Origin of the sequence: Marinobacter gelidimuriae (assembly GCF_000372805.1) — a bacterium.
In the GTDB taxonomy this organism is placed as follows: domain Bacteria; phylum Pseudomonadota; class Gammaproteobacteria; order Pseudomonadales; family Oleiphilaceae; genus Marinobacter; species Marinobacter gelidimuriae.
The window spans coordinates 49,329-69,979 of record NZ_KB889871.1 but is presented as its reverse complement, the minus strand read 5'-3'; the positions used below and the strand labels follow the sequence as shown (position 1 = coordinate 69,979).

The window sequence follows — 20,651 nt, the reverse complement described above, 5'->3', positions numbered from 1 at the left end:
AAAGCCGTGGTAGCGGACAAAGGATATGACAGTGAAAAGATTCGCGAACGGATTAAAAACAAAGGTGCCACCGCTGTGATTCCAAGAAAGTCAAATTCGATCATAGGTAATGCGGATATGGATGGGTCATTATATCGCCACCGTCATTTGGTGGAAAATGCGTTTGCACGCTTGAAACATTTTCGTGGGCTGGCGACGCGCTATGACAAATTGAAACGCAACTATGAGAGCGTCGTCGCCATGGCTTGTGGGTTTTTATGGTTGCCGATGTAATGAAACGTCAACAGACCCTAAGGCTGTAGCGAGTAGTGCGGGCATTTTGAGCCGCCGCCTTGCGGGCGGCGGCCTCGCTCAGGCCCAGTAGCTCAGAATAGCTGCTGTTGATCCAGGTAACACGGGAGTTTAAGTCTACGGCAATGGCGCTGGCTTGTTCAAACATCGGAAACAGGGCTTCTATCAGCTCCCGCGTCAGACCACTTTTGTTTTTTCCTTTAAACGGCTGTGTCATTGAACGGGTACCGCCGGGGTTCGTGTGGTGCGTGATGTCTCGGGTGCCAAATGCACTGCAGGAGTATATGGCCGGCTTTCCCAGGGAGCAAACCGACTGTGACTGCGCCAGCAGAATGGCCTATTACACTGCAACAACGTATTAAAGAGTGTCACGGGCTAAGGTTCGTACCAGTCTGAATATTTTACGAAAAGGAGTTTTCACGCCATGTTCCACGCCGCCGGTTATTCCGGAAAAATACTGGGCGCATCCATTGTTCTGCTCACAGCGCTGGCGTCATTGCCAGGCTGCAGCCATTACTACGGCGCGAAAAACCTGACCGGTCCAGAACCCAAAACCACCGAATATGACGTGGTAGAAGGCTTGGTATACACCCCGGAAAACTGGCCCCAGACACTGACCGGCGACTTGTATTTGCCGCAACAAAGTGGCCCCAGCCCAGTCGTACTGATGGTGCACGGGGGTGGCTGGAACAGCCGTTCGTCGGCGGACATGGTGTGGATTGCTGAAGAGCTCGCCGGCCACGGGTTTGCGGTGTTCAACATTGCCTGCCGGTTTGCGCCCGGATACACCTTTCCCGCCCAGTTGCATGACCTGCAGGTAGCACGCCAGTGGCTGGCCACTAACGGTTCGCGCTATGGCCTGGATACCCGGCGGGTCAGCGGTTTCGGGTTTTCATCCGGTGCGCACCTGGTTGCGCTACTGGCTGTGGTTGCCAGCAGTGATAGCGATCTTAACCAGCCTTACGGCGGCGCAAACACAAGGCTTCAAGCGGTGGTCGCCGGCGGCATACCAGCGGATTTGACCAGCTTTGATTCGGGCAAGCTGCTGTTTCAGTTTCTGGGCGCCAACAAACAAAAAATACCTGAAATCTATCGCATTGCTTCGCCCATCACTCACATAACCCCCGGCGCCAGCCAGTGACGTGTTTGGCTTTTTTATTAAGTATTAACCCATTCGCAGGTAGGGCAGCAGGCTCACGCCTACAATGACTCCTAAAGCGATAATGGCCGCCAGCATACGCAGCGGGTGGCGCCGCAGCATACTGCCATAGCCGGCTTCACCCCGCGCCACACGCTCCTGCCACTCCAACTGCTGCTGGCTTTGGCGCTGCCGCTGGTAGCCTGCAAGTAATTGTCGCGCCCGCTCGGCTTCGTCGTCATCGTGCACCCAGAAACCGCCCATACTGATGCCCCAGAAACTGGGCGGCGTTTCGTAATAGCGCACTTTTTCACGCTCGAACAGGTCACGAATGTCGCCTGCTTCGTCGTCGGGCACGTGGCGTAAATTCATTAAATGGTGGGGCATGGAACCTCGTTGGGGTTGGTCGGTGGCGGCCTTGGCTATATCCTAGCACCAAAGCAGGAAGCGCCGAATTCACCAACGGGTTATTCCATGGTAAAGCAGTCAGCGGCAAAACCGTCAATGACCAAGACGTCCATCACCAAACAGCCTCTTCGCCTGTTAATGGATTTCGACGCCCAGATTCAGCGGGACGGTCAGCAAGCATCAGACTTTATTCATCGCCGCGACCGCAAGTTTGCGCTGAACTGCGAAGAGCATAACAGCCCAAGTGACCCGGCACACTGGCTGGCCTGGCTAGGGCGTTTTGACAACAGCCGCGAGCAATTTGCAGGCGCCGGCCAATCCACAGAGCAACGCTGGCAGCGAATCAACAGCGGCTTTATAGCGCTAGGCGCGGTGCTGGGCATTATCACCATGGCCGGTCTGTTGTTTTACGACGGTGGCCAGCGCATTAACGTTACCGTGATTATTGGTTTTGTGGCTCTGCAACTGCTGCTGGCGCTGCTGACCAGCCTGCAGTCGGTGATGGGCTGGCAACCCTGGCGGCCACTGCTGAATCGCTTTGTGCCTGCTCCCGGCCCGGCCTTGCAGCCACTACAGCCCGCTCTTATGGCGCGGGCTGCCCAGGGCGGTGGGCTCAGTTTTGCGGTAACGGCTTTATTGACCTTATTGGCGATGGTGGTGATTCAAGACCTGGCGTTCGGCTGGAGCACCACCCTGAATACCGCCGCCAGCGGTTATCACCAACTCACCAGCGCCCTGGCCACGCCCTGGGCATGGCTATGGCCGTCCGCGGTACCAGACCAGGCACTGGTGGAAGCCACCCGGTTTTTTCGCGCCGGCACAAACACCTTGCTCACACCGGCACGCTGGGGCCAGTGGTGGCCGTTTATCAGCATGCTGTGGTTGGTGTGGGTTGTGTTGCCACGCCTGCTGCTGCGCCTGCACGCAAGCGCACTCGTGCACTTGCGTGCGCGCACATTGTTGCTGCGCCACCCGGGGCTGAACGCCCTGCGCGAACGCATGGCAACACCGGTGCTGGATACCGGCGCCGGACATAATGACGCAAACGACCTGCCCGACACGCGGCACAATACCCTGTTGCAGCCGCTTCCGGAAAAAGCGCATCTGCTGAGCTGGGCCGGCGCGGGAACTGTCACTGATAAACAAACACTGCCCTCGGTTCTGGCCGCTATCTGCCCGGGCCCGGCACTCAATGTTGGCGGCCTGGCCAGCCTCAGCCAAGATCAGCAGGCAATTGTCCAGCTGGCTGTCAACAGCGATGCAGTCACCGCCCTTATGCTGGTGAGCAGCTGGGAGCCGCCCACGGGAGAGCTGCTGGACTTTTTGACCAGCGCGCGCCAGAGCTGGCCTGCCGGCAGCCGGGTTTGTTTGATGCCATTAGCGGCCGAAACCCGGGAGCCATCCAACACCGCTACAGACCGCCAACTGCAACCCTGGTTACGTTTTGCAGAACGCTGCCCGCCAGGTTTTGTTACCGTCGGAGATATCACCATTAGCACAGGACTGTCGCATTCATGAATCAGGCTCCGGTATTTGCCGTGGTGGGCCACCCGAACAAAGGCAAATCTTCGATCGTGGCGACACTGTCCCAAAACGACGCCATCGCTATTGCGCTAGAACCTGGCACCACTCGCCGTAGCCACGCCTACCCGTTACAGGTAGACGGCCAAGTGCTTTACACCCTGGTGGACACGCCAGGCTTTCAGCGCCCGCGACGGGTACTGGAGTGGCTGGAAGCTCACAGCGTTTCAGCATCAGACCGAGCTGCCACGGTAGCCGCGTTTGTTACCCAGCATCACGGTAATTCGCAGTTCAGCGACGAATGCGAACTATTGGCGCCATTAATCGAGGGTGCCGGCATTATTTACGTGGTGGACGGTTCGGTGCCATACAGCCCTCAGCACGAAGCAGAGATGACCATATTACGCTGGACCGGGCGCCCCAGCCTGGCGCTAATCAACAGCATTGGTGACGAAGACTACGGCGACACCTGGCAGGCTGCGCTGGGGCAATTCTTTCAGGTTGTACGCAAGTTCGATGCAGTTCGCGCACCGTTCGAGCAACATCTAAGCCTTTTAAGAGCTTTCGGCCAGCTCGAACCGGCCTGGGAAAAACCCCTGGAAACCGCGACCGGATTTCTGGACCGGCAGCGCCAGCAACGCAGGCAACACGCCGCTACGCTGATTGCGCAAACCCTGCAGCAGATGATGGGTTACCGCCACAGCCGCAGCTTGGCGGAAGATCTGGCTGCCAGTGCCTCCAGCCAGAACAAAGACGCCTTTGCCTCCGAGCTTCGCAAGAACTGGTATCAGCATCAGCGCCAGCGTGAACAGCAACTGCGGGGCGATATCCAGCAGCTTTATCAACACGGCCAGCTGCAGCGCCAGGAAGCCGAGCTGGAATGGCAAAGTGAACACGATCTGTTTTCCGAAGACAGCCGCCAGCTCTGGGGCGTGAACAAAGGCTACCTGGTGGGGGCCGGCTTTGGCGCTGGTGCCGTCGGGGGTGTTGGTATTGATGCATTAACGTTAGGTGCATCATTTGGCACCGGCGCCCTGATCGGCGGCATAATCGGCGCCGCTGGCAGTTATTTTTACGGCGACCGCCTGCCGTTGCCTACATTGAAGATAGGCCCCCTGCGCAACGGTGTAAAAACCGCCAGCTTCGGCCCGGTGCCAGACACCCAGTTTGGCTATGTCGTGTTGAGCAGGGCGCTGAATCACTGGTGGCATGTAAGCCACCGAAACCACGCTGGGCGGGCGCCGCTCGCGCTTGGCACCACCGACAGCCACTGGTTGGAAGGCTTGTCAAAACAGGATCGCAACATCTTGCATCGGGCTCTGGAAAAAACCCGAAAAGGTAAGGTCGCAGACCCTAGCGATCAGCACAAACTGGTGCGGTCGATTACCCATGCCATGAAGGCTTATAACGAATGGCAGTTGAAAAGCACATGACAGGGGTGTTTATACTGTAGAGCTATTCCATAACAGCGTGCTCCGATTTTTACCCGGTCGCGCTACTCTAACGTGAGGAATACTAATGAAAATCGTACGAGTTAAGGACATTATCGGCACCGAACGCGAAGTCAGCGCCCAGCAATGGACCAGCCGCCGTTTGCTGCTGAAAAAAGACGGTATGGGCTTTTCATTCCATGAAACCATCATCAAAGCCGGCTCCGAACACACATTCTGGTACAAGCATCACCTGGAAGCGGTTTACTGCGTAGCTGGCAATGGTTCCATCACCGACGTTGCCACCGGTGAAAACCACAAAATTACTGATGGCACACTTTACGCTTTAGACAAGCACGACAAGCACATCCTGTTCGGCGGAACCGAAGACATGCGCCTGATCTGCTCCTTCAACCCGCCCGTCACCGGACAAGAAGTACACGACGAAGACGGTGCCTACCTGCCGGATACCAGTGAAGACTAACTCAACACCCGCTGCTGTTGAACACAGCAGCACCCTACCGCCACCGGCAGCTACACTGCTCCCGGTGGCGGTTTTACTTTGGCTGGCCGGTGCTTACCTGCGCATACCCATTCTGGTGGCGCCACCTTTAGCACCGTACATTGCCGACGAACTCGCGCTGTCGCAAACCCTGACCGGCGCACTGACCACCTTACCCATTCTGATGCTGGCCATTGGCGCCATGCCTGGCTCCCTGGCGATTTCCCGCATCGGCCCGCGCAATACCCTGGCGCTGGCCATACTGATCATGACCATCGGCTCTGCCGCCCGCGGTCTGGCCCCGGACACCACGTTGCTGATGGTTGCAGGCGCCGTTATGGGCCTGGGAATTGCCATGATGCAACCGGCTCTACCGGCGCTGCTGCCGCGTTGGCTGGCACCCCACCATATGGCCATGGGCGCGGCCATTTACATGAACGGCATGTTAATGGGTGAATTCATCGGCGCCGGAATAACCCTGCCGGTGGTCATGCCGCTGGTGGGCGAAAGCTGGCGCGCCACCTTGATTGCCTGGTCGCTGCCCGCTCTGCTGGTGGCCGCAGCGCTGTTTCTGCCCAAGCGCGATCTGGCTCGGCCCACCCGGAAAGTGGCCTGGCTGCCAGATTGGAGTAACCCGCTGACGCTGCGGATTGGCCTGCTGCTGGGCGTATCCAGCTCGTTGTTTTTCGGTTTCAACGCGTATATGAGCAACCTGCTGGAGCAGCGCGGTGAACTGGATCAGCTTACCGATGCCCTGTTCTGGTACAACTTTGCGCAAGTGGTAGCGTCTATTCTGATGCTAAAAATGGCGCGTTTTTGGGTAGGGCGAAAAAGCCCGCTGATACTGATGTTGATTCTGAGCCTGCTAGGAGCCATCGGCGCTGTGCTGATGCCCGACTGGCTCGGCATTCTCAGCGCCACGTTTATGAGTTTCACCGCCGGACTTCTGCTGATCTTGATGGTGGCCGTGCCGCCACTGTTGGTGTCCTCGGCCGAAACTGGGCGCCTGTCGGCGGGTAACTTTCTGGTGGGTTATACCGTGGCCTTCGTCGTGCCGATGATCGGCGGCCTGGTGTCAGACGCCAGTGGCGACATCCGCCACGCTTTCTGGGTGATGATCGCCTACGGCGTACTGGTATTGCCCATCGCGTTCAACCTGAAGCTGGAACGCAGCTCATAAAAAACGGGGCCTGTCTGGCCCCGTTTTTTATACTGCGACATTGCCAGCCGAGCCACTGTCTGGCTCGGCTGAATCAACCGTCGTTAAATGTAGTAATCTTTCAGCGGCGGGAAGCCGTTGAATTCCACCGCGCTGTAGGTGGTGGTGTAAGCGCCAGTCGAGAACCAGTACATGCGGTCACCAATCGCCAGACTCAGCGGCAGCGGGTACTTGTGGTCTTCATACATGATGTCGGCACTGTCGCAGGTTGGCCCGGCAATCACGCAATCTTCACCTTCGCCGACCTTTTCAGTCCAGACCGGAAACTTGATAGCTTCGTCCAGAGTTTCAATCAGTCCGGAAAACTTGCCCACGTCGGTATACACCCAGCGGTGCATGGCAGTGCTGGATTTACGGGAAATCAGCACCACCTCGCTCACCAACACACCGGCGTTGGAAATCAGCGAGCGACCCGGCTCAATAATGATTTCCGGCAGCTCGTCGCCAAAGTCTTCGTGCAGGAAACGATTAATTTCCTCGGCGTACACCTTCAACTCATTAGTGCGGGTAATGTAATTGGCCGGGAAACCACCACCCATATTAATCATTTTCAGTTCGATGCCGTCTTCTTCTTTCATGCGCTCGAAAATCACCTTCACTTTGGCCAGCGCGGAATCCCAGGCGCCAATTTCACGCTGCTGCGAACCTACGTGGAACGACACACCGTAAGGCACCAGGCCTAAGTCACGGGCCAGAATCAGCAGGTCCATGGCCATGTCCTGCTGACAACCAAACTTGCGCGATAGCGGCCAATCGGCGGTTTGCGTGCCTTCCGTCAGAATCCGCACGTAGATTTTTGAGCCCGGCGCAGCCTTGGCAATATTGCGCAGATCCGCTTCCGAATCGGTGGCAAACATGCGCACGCCTTTCTCGTAAAATGTACGTACATCTTTGGCTTTTTTGATGGTGTTGCCAAAGCTGATACGGTCGCCGGTCACACCCAACGCCATTACCTTTTCCAGCTCGTACACCGAAGCGATGTCAAAGTTGGCACCCTTGTCGCGCAGCAGAGTCAAAACCTGCGGGGCCGGATTGGCTTTCACCGCGTAGTACACCTGTGCGTAAGGGAAACCCTCAACCAGTTCGTTATAGTGATAATCGATAGTGGCGGTATCAATCACCACAAATGGCGTTTCTTTGCCTTCGGCGAACTGCCGAATACGATTGAACGTGCTTTCGGTGTAGTAGTCGGTAATACGGGCGTTGGATAACTCGGTCATGGGTGGTGTGTCCCTCCACAGGGTATTCAGTAGAAAAAAGGCTCTGCGCCTTAGCGGCAGAGCCCGTTGATTAGCGCGATCATCGGGCTTTTTTTCAAGTCCGCATATCAGCATATCTACACATAAAACAGGCCTGGTGCAAATCGCATTGTTTTGCAAGATAGTCAAAATACCAGCCGCTGCAAGCGCCGGCCAGCAGGACCCCAGTAAGATTTAAACCGCCACTGGCCATACCGGATCAGGCATCATCGGCTCTTCCGGGTTACGGGGTTCGTTGCACTGGTGCAGGTACGCCAATATCGCGTCTTGCAAATCCGTGCCCTGGCCCAAACCCTGATTGCCAAACAGGCGGTTGAATTCCAGTACAAAGGGCAGGGCCATATCCTGCCATATCTGTTCGCGTTCCTGGGGGCCATTGGCGGTAATCAACGTCCAGGGCGTGTGCTCAGGCGCGATAGCCTGAAACACCCGGGTCATTTCCACTTTGTCGTGACCAATGCGATAGCTGGCAATACTGGGAAACACCCGGCATTTCAAACCATGTACCAGAGTGTTTAGCTGCCAATACTCCGGGAAAAGCACCCAGTCAGCATCGCGCAGCAATTCCTTGTGACGCAAAAACTGATCCGGCTTGAGTACGGTGGTATCGGGAAAACCAAGAGTGCGGAAAATATCAAATGAGGCACAGTGCATGAGGGTTTCACACAGGATTAAGTGCGAGAATTTTAGGCGTTTTTTGTCCGCTGGCAAGCACTATCGATATAGATAATTTGACGTTCATCCCATATTGGGAATATCAGTCGAAAACCCCAAAATAAACGGCCTGAGAGCTCAAGCCAACTTGCACAATGACAAAATGCGATCGAGCGCTAGGCTTTACGCTTCACGCCCTGCTGAGCCACGGCGGTCAGCGGATCTTCCGGCCACGGATGTTTGGGGTAGCGCCCACGAGTGTCTTTGCGCACCTGTGGATACACGTTGGCCCAGAAGCTGGCCAGATCCGCCGTGACCGCCAGCGGCCGCTGGGCAGGCGACAATAGGTGTATTAACACCGGCACCTGACCACCGGCGACGGTGGGCGTTCGCGTCCAGCCAAACAGCGCCTGCAGCTTGGCCGCCAACACCGGGCCGTTTTCCGCGGTGTAATCAAGCGTCACCAAACTACCGGTTGGAATCGTCAGCGCCGTTGGCGCCAGCTCGTTCAGGCGTTGCTGCCGGGCGTAATCCAGCAAGCCGTTCAGGGCGCCTTGCACACTCAGCTTTTGCAGTTCGGCCCAACGGCTCAGGCCCATCAGGTAGGGCCCCAGCCAGCTTTCCAGCGAACTCATCAACGCTTGGTCACTGACATCCGGCCAGTCTTCGGGGAAATGCCGTGCCAGCAGCCCGACCCGCGCCTGCCACTGCCTGGCGCCGGCGGTCCACTGCAGGCTATCCAGCCCTTTGCGCCGCACCGCGGCCAGCAAGCCCTGCTGCATCAGTTCTGCAGACGGTTTCGCCAGCGGTTTTTCGGCCAGCAGCAAGGCACCCAAGCGGCGCACCTGGCGCGCAACCACGGTGCCGCGCCGATCATCCCATTCGGCTTCGTCACGTTGCTGAATGTGCGCCGCAAGGACACTTTCCAAAGTCGCCAAATCCACCGGCGCCGCCAGGTAAATTTGCGCTTCGCGGGCCTTACCGTCCAGATCCGCCGCCACCAGCCAGTCGTAACGAGCCAGGGCATCGTCGTCGCGCAGCAGCGCACCCTTTCCATTACTAAGCTGGTAACGGGGGGCATCACCGGGCCGGCGGCGGGCTATACGGTCCGGATAAGCCAGCGCCAGCAAACGCCCCACCTCTGTCGCAGTGGGCGCCGGCGAAGAAGCATGATTGGCCGATGACGTTGCTGGTTCCAGGCGCCTGGCCTGCTTTCGCACTGCCTGAATTCGCGCCGGGTCTACCCGTGCGTGGCCACGCTCACCACGCAGTACCCGCACGCGCTCGTGCATGTCGGCGCCAGCACCCGGGCCCAGCAGATCCCGGTCTTCCAGCAGTGCCGCTAATTCTGACGCCAAGGAACCTAGCCCCAATGAACGGCCCAGCAATACCATGTGCGCCAACCGCGGATGAACGCCCAGTGCCCGCGCCGCCTTACCGTGGCTAGTAATGGCGCAGTCTTCGCCCAGCATATCCAGCAATTGCAGCAACTCCACCGCCTGCTGCCAATGCGCCGCCGGCGGCGGCTCAACCCACTGCAGCTGATCGGGCGACCGCGCGCCCCACTGGGCCAGCTCCAGAACCAGCGGCGCCAGATCCGCTTCGCGAATCTCCGGCGGGGTAAAATCTGCCAGACCATACTGCTCAGACTCACTCCACAGGCGATAGCACACCCCGGGCTGGGTTCGCCCGGCGCGCCCTTTACGCTGCTCTGCCGACGCTTTTGATACCCGGCCCGTCACCAGCCGCGTCATGCCACTTCCGGGGTCAAACACCGCCCGCCGCTGCTGGCCGCTATCAACCACCACCCGCACGCCTTCAATGGTCAAACTGGTTTCGGCAATCGCCGTTGCCAGCACCACCTTGCGGGTGTCCTCAGCGGCCGGAGCAATCGCACGATCCTGCTCCGCTGCCTGCAAATTGCCAAACAATGGCGCAATCCCCACATCCGACGCCACCTGCCCCGCCAGTGCTTGCGCCACCCTCCGGATTTCACCGGCGCCAGGCAAAAACACCAGCACCGAACCCGGCTGCTGAGCCAAGGCCTCAAGCACCACCGCCGTGACCTGATCCACCACCCGCGGCTGACGCTGCGCAGACGCGGCAGGCCGATACAAAACCTCCACCGGAAACGCCCGGCCCTCGCTGCTTAGAACCGGTACATCGCCCAGAAAACGGGCAATGGGGGCGGTATCCAGCGTGGCTGACATCACTAACACCCGCAAATCCTCCCGCAGCACCTGCTGCGATTCCCGCACCAGAGCCAGTCCCAGATCTGCCTGCAACGAACGCTGATGAAACTCATCAAACAGCACCGCGGCGTAGTCTTCCAGCAGCGGGTCGCTCTGAATCAAACGGGTAAGAATGCCCTCGGTCACCACTTCAATCACGGTAGCCGCCGACACCCGGGTATCCAGGCGCGTACGGTAACCCACCGTCTGCCCCGCTTGCTCGCCCATCTGCCCGGCCATATACCGCGCCGCCGAACGAGCCGCCAGTCGCCGCGGCTCCAACATTAAAATCCGCCGCCCCTGACGCCAGGGTGCATCCAGCAACGCCAGCGGCACACGGGTGGTTTTGCCAGCGCCCGGCGGCGCCTGCAGCAAGGCAGTGGTGTTGGTTTCCAGGGTTTGTTTGAGTTGGGGGAGGATGTGTTCTATCGGGAGCACGTTGCTTCGGCTTTTTGGTTTGAGTTTAGTCTGCTGGGCTGGGAGTTGGCGCGGGAGCAAATTTGAATTTTTGGCCGGAAAAGAACTCGCTGCGCTCAGACACCTTTGTCCGGCCAAAAATTCAAATTCACCCCCACACCCTGCGAAACCCGGAGATAAGTCGGAGATAAGCCGGAAGCTTAGCACGGCGATGCGTGGGTTAAGTCGGTAAAGCGATATCGGCTAAAAACCAAGGGCTAAACAGAACGAGAATGCCAAACATCCGGCCGTGGTACGAAGAGCAAAAACACCCATCCGAACAACAGCGCCCCTACCCCTATACCGAACGCTGACGCTAGAGTTCCACCGGCATCCAGCCACTGTTTGGTTAACCAGGGGCCGACCATTTGGGTAAAGCCATACAAGGCCACCATCGCCGCAGACAAGCGTGGCCCCTGGTGCGGATGCAATGCCCGTCCAATGCGCTGGGTCAGCAATACCGTGCCCAGGAAAGTAACGCCCACCAGGATGGCACATAGAATCAGCCCCAGTGCACCCGGAATCACCACCGCAGCGAGAACACCCGCTAACTGAATGGCGAAGTTAATCTTCAGCGCCAGAATATCGCACCCAGGCGATTCCATATCCACGGTGCTGAGAGCTTCACCGCAATTGTTAATAGCCACCGGGGGATGCATCGGCACATCTAACTGCATCAGCTTCCAGGTACCCCAAGCCGCCAGCGGAACAGAGATAACAGCCGCCGGCCACCAGCGTTCCGGGCCTTCCAGCCAGTCCGCCGTGCCGCTGACCACACCTGCGGACAGCAGCAGGCCAAAACCCACTCCGAAATACACCAGCCCGCTCAGGCTGGCGCGGTTACGCAACACCAGCCACTCCAGAATAAGCGCTGGTGCCTGCACAAACACCACGCCATTGGCCACGCCGTTAAGCCAGCGGGTCGTGGAAATAGCCGTCAGATCGGTTTCAACCGCCACCAGCACAGTGGTGGCAATGTGCACCGCCACGGCTAGCGGCAAAATACGGCGAATATGAACAATGCGATGCCAGCGGATGGCCAGCACGGCACCCATCAGATAGCCCATATAATTCCAGGTGGCCACGGCCGCACCATCTGCGGCGGAAAACAGGCCGTCATTCACCAAATAAGGCAAAAGTGGGGTGTACATAAAACGCCCAAGGGCGTGCACCACAAGAAGAAGCACCGCACCGGCGGCCAGTGCGGTAAAAAGTTCGCGGGGAGTGGCCGGCGACGAGTGAAGCGCGGAAGAGGCCGGTTTTTGAGTCATGTGAGCTACTTGTGATTATAAAAAACGTTGAAGCAGAACTGAATTAATAAGCGGAGCTGTTTGTCTGACGCCGGCGATCTGCCCAGCGGTAAATCTGCTCGAAGCCATCGACTAGTTGCTGCGGTTTATGGGGAGGCTGTATCAGCGCCACCACTTCGGCCGAGGGGCCGATCAGTGCAAAATGGCCGCTGTGGTCCACCAGTAAACCACCCTCCGTTTCACGCTGCACAAACACCGCTCCCAAACTGGTCGCCAGGGCGCGGGTTATGTCTATATCACCACTGTAACCGTGGAAATTTTCACCAAAGAAGCTCGTATAATTTTTTAGAACTTCAGGCGTGTCGTGTTCTGGGTCGGCGCTGATCAGCAGGTAACGGGGCTGGGGCAAGGCAGCAGGCAGCAACTTGTTGGTCTGGCGCAGGGCCGCCATGGCTACCGGACAGATGTCCGGGCAGTTGGTGTAGCCTACAAAAGCAAAGGTCCAATGACCGCGGAGATTTTCACGGGTAACGGTCTGGCCGTTTTCATCGGTGAGTTTAAATTCAATCACCGGCCGCGGCTGCTCGTACACATAGATATTGGCGCTGGCCAAGTCCGGTGGCTGTTCGACCGGTGCTGGCTCCGCCAGCCGATACCGCGCTATCGAAAGGCCGAATACAGCCACCACCGCCAGTACCAGCAGGATTAACGTTGTGCGAATCTGGCGGGTCATCGGGGCTCCATATTTAAGCGTCAGATAAAGGTATAGTGATCAACCAGTAACACGACAAACAGTGCCATCAGATAGGTGATGGAATATTTGAAGCTGTCCAGCGCTACGCGCCGATCGTCATCGCGCAGCAAGCGTATCGCATACTGCAAAAAGCGCGAGCCAAGCACAAGGGCGCCGACCAGATAAATCATGCCGGACATTCCAGTCACAAACGGTAGCAGGCTAACCGCAAGTAGAATAAGAGTGTACAGCAGGATGTGCAGTTCCGTGTAGTAATTACCGTGGGTCACCGGCAGCATGGGGATGCGGGCCTTGGCGTACTCTGCCTTACGATGAATCGCTAATGCCCAGAAATGTGGTGGCGTCCAGGCAAAAATAATCAGCACCAGCAGCAGCGCGTGGCCGTCTACCTGCCCGGTTACCGCGGTCCAACCCAGCAGCGGCGGCATGGCGCCGGGTAGCCCGCCAATCACAATATTCTGCGGCGTGGCCCGTTTCAGAAACAGCGTATACACGCCGGCATAACCCACCAGCGACGCCAGTGTCAGCCAGGCCGTCAGGCTGTTCACCAACAACATCAATATCGCCATACCGCTCAGCGCCAATACGCCTGCGAATAACAGTCCTTCAGCAGCAGAAATCCGCCCTGTGGCTACCGGACGCTTGTGAGTACGCGCCATAACAACGTCCACTTTCTGGTCCACCACGTGGTTAATCACCGCGGCCGCGCCAGCCAGTAACGCAATGCCAGCATTGCCAAACACCAGAACCTGCAAAGACGGCAGACCGGAAACCGCCAGCAGCATGCCAATGACCGACGTGAGAATCATCATCGCGACGATTTTGGGCTTGGTCAGCTCCAGATAGTCGCGCCAGTGCGCAGCGGTACGGTTACCGGCCGAATGGCCGACAGAATTGTCGACAGAGTTGCCTAAAGAATTGCCTAAAGAATTGCCAATAGCGTTGGCCGGTACCGGCAAGACGTTCGCTTGCTCACTCATGCCGTTATCTCCTGATGCTTTCCTGAATTCATCGAATTGTTTTTAGCGCCCGACAGCTGTGCCGGCAAGCCCTGGGACAACTGACGTTGATGCCAGATCAGCTGAATCACGCTCAGCAACAACAGCGCCCCGGTGGCGTTATGGGCCACGGCGACCGCCAGCGGAATGTAGAGAATCACATTAGCCAGGCCCAGCGCAATCTGTGCCAGCAGAACAACCGCTACCACAGCCACTGACTGGCTTAGGCCATTGCGCCGGCGCCGGGCCCACAGCAGCGCCAGTAGCACGCTGAAATAAACCAGCACAGCAGCGGCGCCCAGGCGATGGCTGACATGAATAGCCACCCGTCCCTCAGCGTTAAGCTGGCCTCCCAAATAATTGGGCCCAACGTGCTGGGTTATGTCAAAGCCGTGGGTAAAATCCATTCCCTGCGGCCACCACTGGCCTCCGCAGGTGGGTAAATCAGTACAGGCCACGGCGGCGTAGTTGGCGGCTGTCCAGGCACCCAAGGCAATCTGCATAATCACCAGCAGCAACCCGCCATAAAGCCAGGGGCGAAGCCCCGAGCCCGAACGGGCAGACTTCAACACGGCTGTTTGCGCCGACCCGCCCCGAACACGGCTGCGTAGCCTTAACACCAGCAACGCTAGCAAACTCAGGGTGGTAAAGCCTCCTAGCAAATGCAAAGCCACCACCTGGGGCCACAATTTCAGGGTAACGGTCCACATGCCAAACGCGCCTTGTAGCACAATAAAACCGGCTATAAACAGGGGCAGCTTTACCGGGACATTCAGTTTGCGCTGGCGTACGGCGTAAGCCGCCAGTCCGAACACCAGAAGGCCCAGCATGCCGGCTGCATAGCGGTGAATCATTTCGGGCCATCCTTTGGCAACATCCACCGGAGTTTCCGGAAAGCGCACATTGGCGATGGCAATGCTGGTTTCGCTTTGCGGCACCGTCAGAAAACCGTAGCAACCGGGCCAATCGGGACAGCCCAGGCCGGCGTGTACCAGCCGGGTCCAGGCGCCGAGCATGATCACCACCACGGCCAGCCCAACGGCCAGCACGGCCAAGCGCAACATCAGACGAGGTACCGTTATGGATTCGGCATTGTCGGCGTAATTTTTTGTCATCATCACCCGCCTTAGCCGATTCGCGAAATTTTCAGCAGATGTTTCAGGTCATCCAACACATCACCCCCCGGCACACTTGCCGGGTAGCGCATCATAATGTTGCCTAAGGGGTCTACCAGCAGCAGTTGTGGCGCCTGGGATGGCTCCACGCCCGGCGGCCATACGGGAGTTTGTGCCGGCAACGGCGTAAAACGCTCCATACGCTCAAAGTCTGCCGGCCAGCGCTGGGCCAGAGCCGGTGGCAGGCTTGTCAGGGCCGCACCACGGCTGACCCGTGTGGCGTATTTGCCGAGCGCAATGCTGGTTTGGCGTGTGGTGTACAGCAGTTGTTGGCAAACCTCTGTGCAGTTGTCCGCCACCACCAGCAGCAACCACGTGGCGCTGGTTTGCGTGGGGCCGAAACGGGCTGCCAGCGGCGTGCCCTGCGCGGTTTGCAACTGCAAATTGCTGAGCGGAACAAGGGGCGTCACCAGAGCACCGTTGTTGGTGTGCTCAGTCGGATTGAGCCAGCCGCCATAGAACATCGCACTGGCCAGAATAATCGGGCCAAAAACCACCGCCATGAGCAGCAGAGCCATGCGCCGCCCTTTGCGTATCTGCTGCGGGCTCATGGGCTTGGGCGAAGCTGTCTGGGAATTCTGCTGGGCCACCGTTGTTGTCATTATTGGCTCCTGAACGGGTCACGGCTGTTGGGGTTGATGTGTGGCTAATCTGCGGCTTTACGGTAACTAGCCACCACCGTCAATATAGTCAGCATTAGCGCCAACGCAAACCACTGGGTGGCGTAACCGTAATGGGTTGCGGCGGCCATTCGGTCTGGCGCCCAGTCGGCCCGCAATGCGCCCGGCTGGTTCTGGTCAGCCAGGCGCAAAATCAACCCGGGCAATTCTGGCACCACGTCTTGCGCCACCTCCGGAGGCAAGCTTTGCACTCGCCTTGGCCAACCACTGCCTGCCTGAACGGCCGCCAGCAACGGTGGTTGGGGAAAGTCTGCCAGGCGTCCGGAAATCTCTACCCGTTCTTGTGTTGCCGAGGTTTCCGGTAACTGCTGACGGGTACGCGGTGCAATTACCCAGCCGCGATTAACCACCAGCGCCGGCCCCTGAAGTGGATAGAACACCGTTAACACCTCGTATCCAGCCATGCCATCGCGGGTGCGATTGTCCAGCAGCCAGGTGGTGTCGCCGTATGATCCGTCAAGCTTCACAGGTCGACCCGCATCCAGGCCCTGCTCTACCAGCTGCGGCCAAGCCAGTTCGGACGTCTGCTGTTGCCACTGGCCCTGCTGTTGCTGTTTGAACTCGGCACGCTGCAATTGCCATACCCCCAAACCCAGCAACAGCGGTAAAAATAGCCCGCTAAACAGCATAAGACGCCAATCCCAGTGCCAGTAACGTCGTGAGCCCTGCGAATTACCCATGCTTTGCTATACTGAACAGACCGACTAACCAAACGGACCTGTACATGTTAAAAATACTCATTGTTGCCCTGCTACTGGCGGTGATCGTCAGCCTGTTCAGCGGCCTGTTTTTTCTGATACGCGACGGTGGAAAAACCAATCGCGTTATCAATTCCCTCGCGCTGCGCGTTGCCCTGAGCGTGCTGTTGCTGTTGGTCATTCTGTTGTCACTCTGGCAAGGCGGCTTAACGCTGAATCCTACACCCTAACTTCAGCTCTGACAAAGCAGATGAGCGATGTCAGATCACGTACACAAACACAAACAGCATCAGCCAAACTACGTCGACAAAGTGCCAGTACCAGGCCGCCGCCTCGAACCCGAAGTGATTGTCAGCGCTAAAATGACCTTTGCTAATGCGAATTAGCATCACAGTCAGCATGATGGTGCCCAAAATCACGTGAGCACCGTGGAACCCAGTCAACATAAAGAAGGTGCTGCCATAAATCCCGGACTGTAGGGTCAGGTTCAGCTCCTGATAGGCGTGCATGTATTCTTCGGCCTGAAAACCCACAAATGCCAGCGCCAGAACAATAGTGGCGCCCAGCCACAGCTTCAGTTTTTTACGGCTACCGGCCTTTAACGCATGATGGGCAACGGTAATGGTGAATGACGAACTCACCAATAAAATGGTGTTTATCAACGGCAAGCCCCAGGGCCCTATGATGCCCTTGGGCGCTGGGTACAAACTGGGGTCAGGCGTGTTAATCAGCGGCCAGGTCGCCTGAAACCCTTCCCACAACATATTCGAGCTACCGCGATCGCCCTCACCCCCCAACCAGGGAACGGCAAACACACGGGCGTAAAACAGTGCGCCAAAAAACGCCGCAAAAAACATGATTTCAGAAAAAATAAACCAGCTCATGCCCCAGCGAAAAGACCGGTCCATTTGTGGGCTGTGAAGGCCAGCACGACTTTCACGCACCACGCTGCCAAACCAGCCGAAAATCATATAAGCCATCAATAACAAGCCCACAGTAAAGATCATCCAGCCACTGCTGGTACTGCCACCCTGACCGCCGTCGACCATAATAGTGGCTGCGCCGAACAGCGTCGTACCCAGCCCAAACGTAGCAATAATCGGCCATTTGCTTTGATCCGGTACGTAATACTTCTGGTATTCCGACATGATTAACGCACCTCCGGTGGTGTGGAGAAGGTGTGGTAGGGCGCAGGTGAAGGCACCGTCCATTCCAGGCCCTCCGCGCCGTCCCAGGGATTGGCCGCCGCTGGCTCACCGCCGCCGCGGGCACATTTCACGACAATAAACAGGAACAGAAGCTGGGTAGCCCCGAACAGGAATGCGCCTATGCTTGACACCATGTTGAAATCGGCAAATTGCAGGGCGTAATCCGGAATTCGCCGCGGCATACCCGCCAGCCCCAAAAAGTGCATGGGGAAAAACGCCAGGTTCATACCCACGAACGACAACCAGAAATGGGTCTTGGCCAGGGTTTCGTCATACATGTAGCCGGTCCACTTGGGCAGCCAGAAGTACGCAGAAGCAAAGATGCCAAAGATTGCACCGGGCACCAGCACGTAGTGGAAATGCGCCACCACAAAGTAGGTGTCGTGGTATTGGAAATCGGCCGGAGCAATGGCCAGCATCAGCCCGGAAAACCCACCCACAGTGAACAAAATGATGAACGCGATGGCGAACAGCATCGGGGCCTCGAAGGTCATCGAACCACGGAACATGGTCGCCACCCAGTTAAACACCTTAACCCCGGTGGGTACCGCAATCAGCAAAGTGGCATACATAAAGAATAGCTGGCCGGCGACGGGAATACCCACCGTAAACATATGGTGGGCCCATACCAGGAACGACAGCAGCGCAATGGCGCACGTCGCGTACACCATAGAGGCATGGCCAAACAGCGGTTTACGGGAAAACGCCGGAACTATGTGAGAAATAGCGCCGAACGCCGGCAAAATCATAATGTACACCTCGGGGTGCCCGAAGAACCAGAATATATGCTGGAACAGCACCGGATCGCCGCCACCGGAGGCATCAAAGAAGCTGGTACCGAAGTTGATGTCCATCAGCATCATGGTCAACACGCCTGCCAGCACCGGCATAACCGCCAGCAAAAGAAACGCGGTAATCAGCCAGGTCCATACAAACAGAGGCATTTTCATCAGGGTCATGCCCGGCGCACGCATGTTCAGAATGGTGGAAATCACGTTGATGGCGCCCATAATCGACGACGCACCGGCAATGTGCAGGGCAAAGATAAAGTAAGTGGTGCTTGGAGGGCCGTAAGTGGTCGACAGAGGCGCGTAGAAGGTCCAGCCGAAGTTGGGGCCGCCGCCGTCCATAAACAAAGTGGATACCAGAATCAGGAAGGAGCAGGGCAGCAACCAAAAGCTCCAGTTGTTCATCCGCGGCAGCGCCATGTCCGGTGCACCGATCATCAGCGGTAACATCCAGTTAGCCAGGCCCACAAAGGCCGGCATCACCGCACCAAACACCATAATAAGGCCGTGCATGGTGGTTATCTGGTTGAAAAATTCCGGCTGTACGATTTGTAGTCCTGGCTGGAACAGTTCAGCGCGGATGACCATGGCCATGGTGCCGCCCAACAGAAACATACCAAAACTGAATATCAGGTACATGGTCCCGATATCTTTGTGGTTGGTCGTGAACAGCCAACGAGTCCAACCCTTGGCTGGGCCGTGATGATCGTGGTTCTGCCCTAAAGAATGCTCTGAGGTGTGAGCGTCTGCAACCGTACTCATAATATCTCCCGTAACCGCCGTTTCATTCTTGTAGGGGCCTGGGTTGGCAGCTTGGCGCCGCCAACGGGTCACTGTTGTTGCTGGTTTTTGTAATCAAAAATGTCCTTGGGCGTAACCATATCGCCCACGTTATTACCCCAGGCGTTACGCTCGTAGGTGATGATCGCCGCAATATCGACTTCGTTGAGCTGCTTGCCAAAGGCTTGCATGGCGGTACCGCGCTTGCCGTTGACCACAATATCGATATGGCCAGCTATGTCGCCGACGGCGATAGCACTGCCACGCAGCGCCGGAAACGACGGCGGCAAGCCGCTACCATCGGCCTGGTGGCAGGCGGCACAAGTGCTTTGATAACTTTTCTCACCGCGCTCCATCAGTTCGGGCATGGTCCATTCTTTCTGGGTCAATTCTTTTTCTTTCTCGGCCGCAGCGCGCTGCTCACCAATCCAGGTCTGGTATTCGGCCTGCGGCACTGCTTCCACCACAATGGGCATAAAGCCATGGCCTTTGCCGCACAGCTCGGTGCACTGGCCGCGATAAGTGCCCGGCGTATCCACCCGGATCCAGGCTTCGTTAATAAATCCGGGAATCGCGTCTTTTTTCAGACCAAATTCAGGCACCCACCAGGAGTGGATGACATCGTTTGCAGTCATCAGTAACCGCACCTTTTGGCCCACCGGCACTACCAACGGGTTGTCAACTTCCAGTAGGTAATTGTCACCTTTGGTCTGGCGGTTATTAATCTGGTCGCGGGGGGTGCTCAAACTGGAGAAATAACCGAACTCGTCGTCCAGGTAATCGTATTTCCATTTCCACTGATAACCGGTGATCTTGATGTCCACATCGGCTTCGGTGGTGTCATACATATCAATCAGCGTAGTGGTGGCCGGAATCGCCATAGCCACAAGAATAACCAAAGGAATGATGGTCCAAAGCACTTCCACCGTGGTGTTCTCGTGGAAGTTCGCGGGTTTGTGACCGCGAGACTTACGATGGGCGAAGATCGACCAGAACATGACGCCGAACACTACAACACCGATAACAACACAGATCCACAAAATGGTCATGTGCAAGCCGTAAATGTCGTTGCTGGTCTGGGTAACACCAGGGCTCATGTTCATGGTCCAGTCCGCCATGGACATCACCGGGAACAGAGCCAAGCCGCATAGGGCAAAAGCCCGTTTTGCGCACACACGCATATTGCGTCTCCACATGGATTATGATTGCCG

The 20,651-nt window shown here is 57.4% G+C and carries 19 protein-coding genes and 2 pseudogenes; 7 read left to right on the top strand and 14 right to left on the bottom strand.

Annotated elements, in window-relative coordinates; genetic code table 11:
* A partial coding sequence (locus tag A3OI_RS0105335) for an IS5 family transposase (protein ID WP_018403282.1) occupies window positions 1–273 on the top strand: 273 nt, incomplete at its 5' end.
* Window positions 274–346: 73 nt separating this feature from the next.
* Here A3OI_RS0105335 and A3OI_RS0105330 read toward each other — a convergent pair.
* A pseudogene (locus A3OI_RS0105330) lies at window positions 347–508 on the bottom strand (AAA family ATPase); the annotation flags it as partial.
* 207 nt (window positions 509–715) lie between these two features.
* Between A3OI_RS0105330 and A3OI_RS0105325 the strand changes: the two are divergent.
* Complete coding sequence (locus A3OI_RS0105325) at window positions 716–1,432, top strand: alpha/beta hydrolase (protein WP_018403280.1); 717 nt, start codon at window positions 716–718, stop codon at window positions 1,430–1,432.
* Window positions 1,433–1,456: 24 nt separating this feature from the next.
* On the opposite strand, the gene A3OI_RS0105320 is transcribed toward A3OI_RS0105325, so the two are convergent.
* Window positions 1,457–1,816 (bottom strand): DUF6164 family protein, encoded by a 360-nt coding sequence (locus A3OI_RS0105320; protein WP_018403279.1) that lies wholly within the window; start codon window positions 1,814–1,816, stop codon window positions 1,457–1,459.
* Between the two features lie 87 nt (window positions 1,817–1,903).
* On the opposite strand from A3OI_RS0105320, the gene A3OI_RS0105315 reads away from it, so the two are divergent.
* The 4 genes from A3OI_RS0105315 (at window position 1,904) to A3OI_RS0105300 (ending at window position 6,470) form a co-directional block, all read left to right on the top strand.
* Window positions 1,904–3,355 carry a DUF2868 domain-containing protein gene (locus tag A3OI_RS0105315; protein ID WP_018403278.1) on the top strand — a complete coding sequence of 484 codons (1,452 nt, stop codon included), beginning with the start codon at window positions 1,904–1,906 and terminating at the stop codon, window positions 3,353–3,355.
* Complete coding sequence (locus tag A3OI_RS0105310; protein ID WP_018403277.1) at window positions 3,352–4,791, top strand: GTPase/DUF3482 domain-containing protein; 1,440 nt, start codon at window positions 3,352–3,354, stop codon at window positions 4,789–4,791. Before A3OI_RS0105315 ends, A3OI_RS0105310 begins: the two co-directional genes overlap by 4 nt.
* A gap of 85 nt (window positions 4,792–4,876) precedes the next feature.
* Window positions 4,877–5,272, top strand: a complete 396-nt coding sequence (locus tag A3OI_RS0105305) for an ectoine synthase (RefSeq protein ID WP_018403276.1) — start codon at window positions 4,877–4,879, stop codon at window positions 5,270–5,272.
* Window positions 5,262–6,470, top strand: a complete 1,209-nt coding sequence (locus A3OI_RS0105300; RefSeq protein WP_018403275.1) for an MFS transporter — start codon at window positions 5,262–5,264, stop codon at window positions 6,468–6,470. Before A3OI_RS0105305 ends, A3OI_RS0105300 begins: the two co-directional genes overlap by 11 nt.
* An 83-nt stretch (window positions 6,471–6,553) precedes the next feature.
* On the opposite strand, the gene A3OI_RS0105295 is transcribed toward A3OI_RS0105300, so the two are convergent.
* From A3OI_RS0105295 to A3OI_RS0105255, 9 genes and pseudogenes are all read right to left on the bottom strand, one after another.
* Entirely contained in the window at window positions 6,554–7,729 is a 1,176-nt protein-coding gene (locus tag A3OI_RS0105295; RefSeq protein WP_018403274.1) for a type III PLP-dependent enzyme, read from the bottom strand.
* A gap of 213 nt (window positions 7,730–7,942) precedes the next feature.
* Window positions 7,943–8,422: an ATP-grasp domain-containing protein gene (locus A3OI_RS0105290; RefSeq protein WP_018403273.1), complete on the bottom strand. Its 480-nt coding sequence runs from the start codon at window positions 8,420–8,422 to the stop codon at window positions 7,943–7,945.
* 176 nt (window positions 8,423–8,598) lie between these two features.
* Entirely contained in the window at window positions 8,599–11,091 is a 2,493-nt protein-coding gene (gene hrpB, locus A3OI_RS0105285) for an ATP-dependent helicase HrpB (RefSeq protein ID WP_018403272.1), read from the bottom strand.
* Between the two features lie 236 nt (window positions 11,092–11,327).
* Window positions 11,328–12,380: pseudogene (locus A3OI_RS0105280) on the bottom strand (YbfB/YjiJ family MFS transporter).
* 43 nt (window positions 12,381–12,423) lie between these two features.
* Window positions 12,424–13,092, bottom strand: a complete 669-nt coding sequence (locus A3OI_RS0105275) for an SCO family protein (protein ID WP_018403271.1) — start codon at window positions 13,090–13,092, stop codon at window positions 12,424–12,426.
* A 20-nt stretch (window positions 13,093–13,112) separates the two neighbouring features.
* Window positions 13,113–14,093: a heme o synthase gene (gene cyoE, locus A3OI_RS0105270; protein ID WP_018403270.1), complete on the bottom strand. Its 981-nt coding sequence runs from the start codon at window positions 14,091–14,093 to the stop codon at window positions 13,113–13,115.
* Window positions 14,090–15,226: a COX15/CtaA family protein gene (locus A3OI_RS0105265; protein WP_018403269.1), complete on the bottom strand. Its 1,137-nt coding sequence runs from the start codon at window positions 15,224–15,226 to the stop codon at window positions 14,090–14,092. Before A3OI_RS0105265 ends, cyoE begins: the two co-directional genes overlap by 4 nt.
* 11 nt (window positions 15,227–15,237) lie before the next feature.
* Window positions 15,238–15,888 (bottom strand): hypothetical protein, encoded by a 651-nt coding sequence (locus A3OI_RS0105260; RefSeq protein ID WP_007349322.1) that lies wholly within the window; start codon window positions 15,886–15,888, stop codon window positions 15,238–15,240.
* A 44-nt stretch (window positions 15,889–15,932) separates the two neighbouring features.
* Window positions 15,933–16,646: an SURF1 family protein gene (locus A3OI_RS0105255; RefSeq protein ID WP_228702897.1), complete on the bottom strand. Its 714-nt coding sequence runs from the start codon at window positions 16,644–16,646 to the stop codon at window positions 15,933–15,935.
* Between the two features lie 44 nt (window positions 16,647–16,690).
* On the opposite strand from A3OI_RS0105255, the gene A3OI_RS0105250 reads away from it, so the two are divergent.
* Entirely contained in the window at window positions 16,691–16,894 is a 204-nt protein-coding gene (locus A3OI_RS0105250) for a twin transmembrane helix small protein (protein ID WP_007349324.1), read from the top strand.
* Between the two features lie 30 nt (window positions 16,895–16,924).
* On the opposite strand, the gene A3OI_RS0105245 is transcribed toward A3OI_RS0105250, so the two are convergent.
* From A3OI_RS0105245 to coxB, 3 genes are all read right to left on the bottom strand, one after another.
* Window positions 16,925–17,812, bottom strand: coding sequence for a cytochrome c oxidase subunit 3 (locus A3OI_RS0105245; RefSeq protein ID WP_018403267.1), 888 nt, complete (start codon window positions 17,810–17,812; stop codon window positions 16,925–16,927).
* A gap of 2 nt (window positions 17,813–17,814) precedes the next feature.
* Window positions 17,815–19,422 (bottom strand): cytochrome c oxidase subunit I, encoded by a 1,608-nt coding sequence (ctaD, locus tag A3OI_RS0105240; protein WP_026224014.1) that lies wholly within the window; start codon window positions 19,420–19,422, stop codon window positions 17,815–17,817.
* Window positions 19,423–19,490: 68 nt separating this feature from the next.
* Window positions 19,491–20,621 (bottom strand): cytochrome c oxidase subunit II, encoded by a 1,131-nt coding sequence (gene coxB, locus A3OI_RS0105235; protein ID WP_018403265.1) that lies wholly within the window; start codon window positions 20,619–20,621, stop codon window positions 19,491–19,493.
* Between the last annotated feature and the right edge of the window lie 30 nt (window positions 20,622–20,651).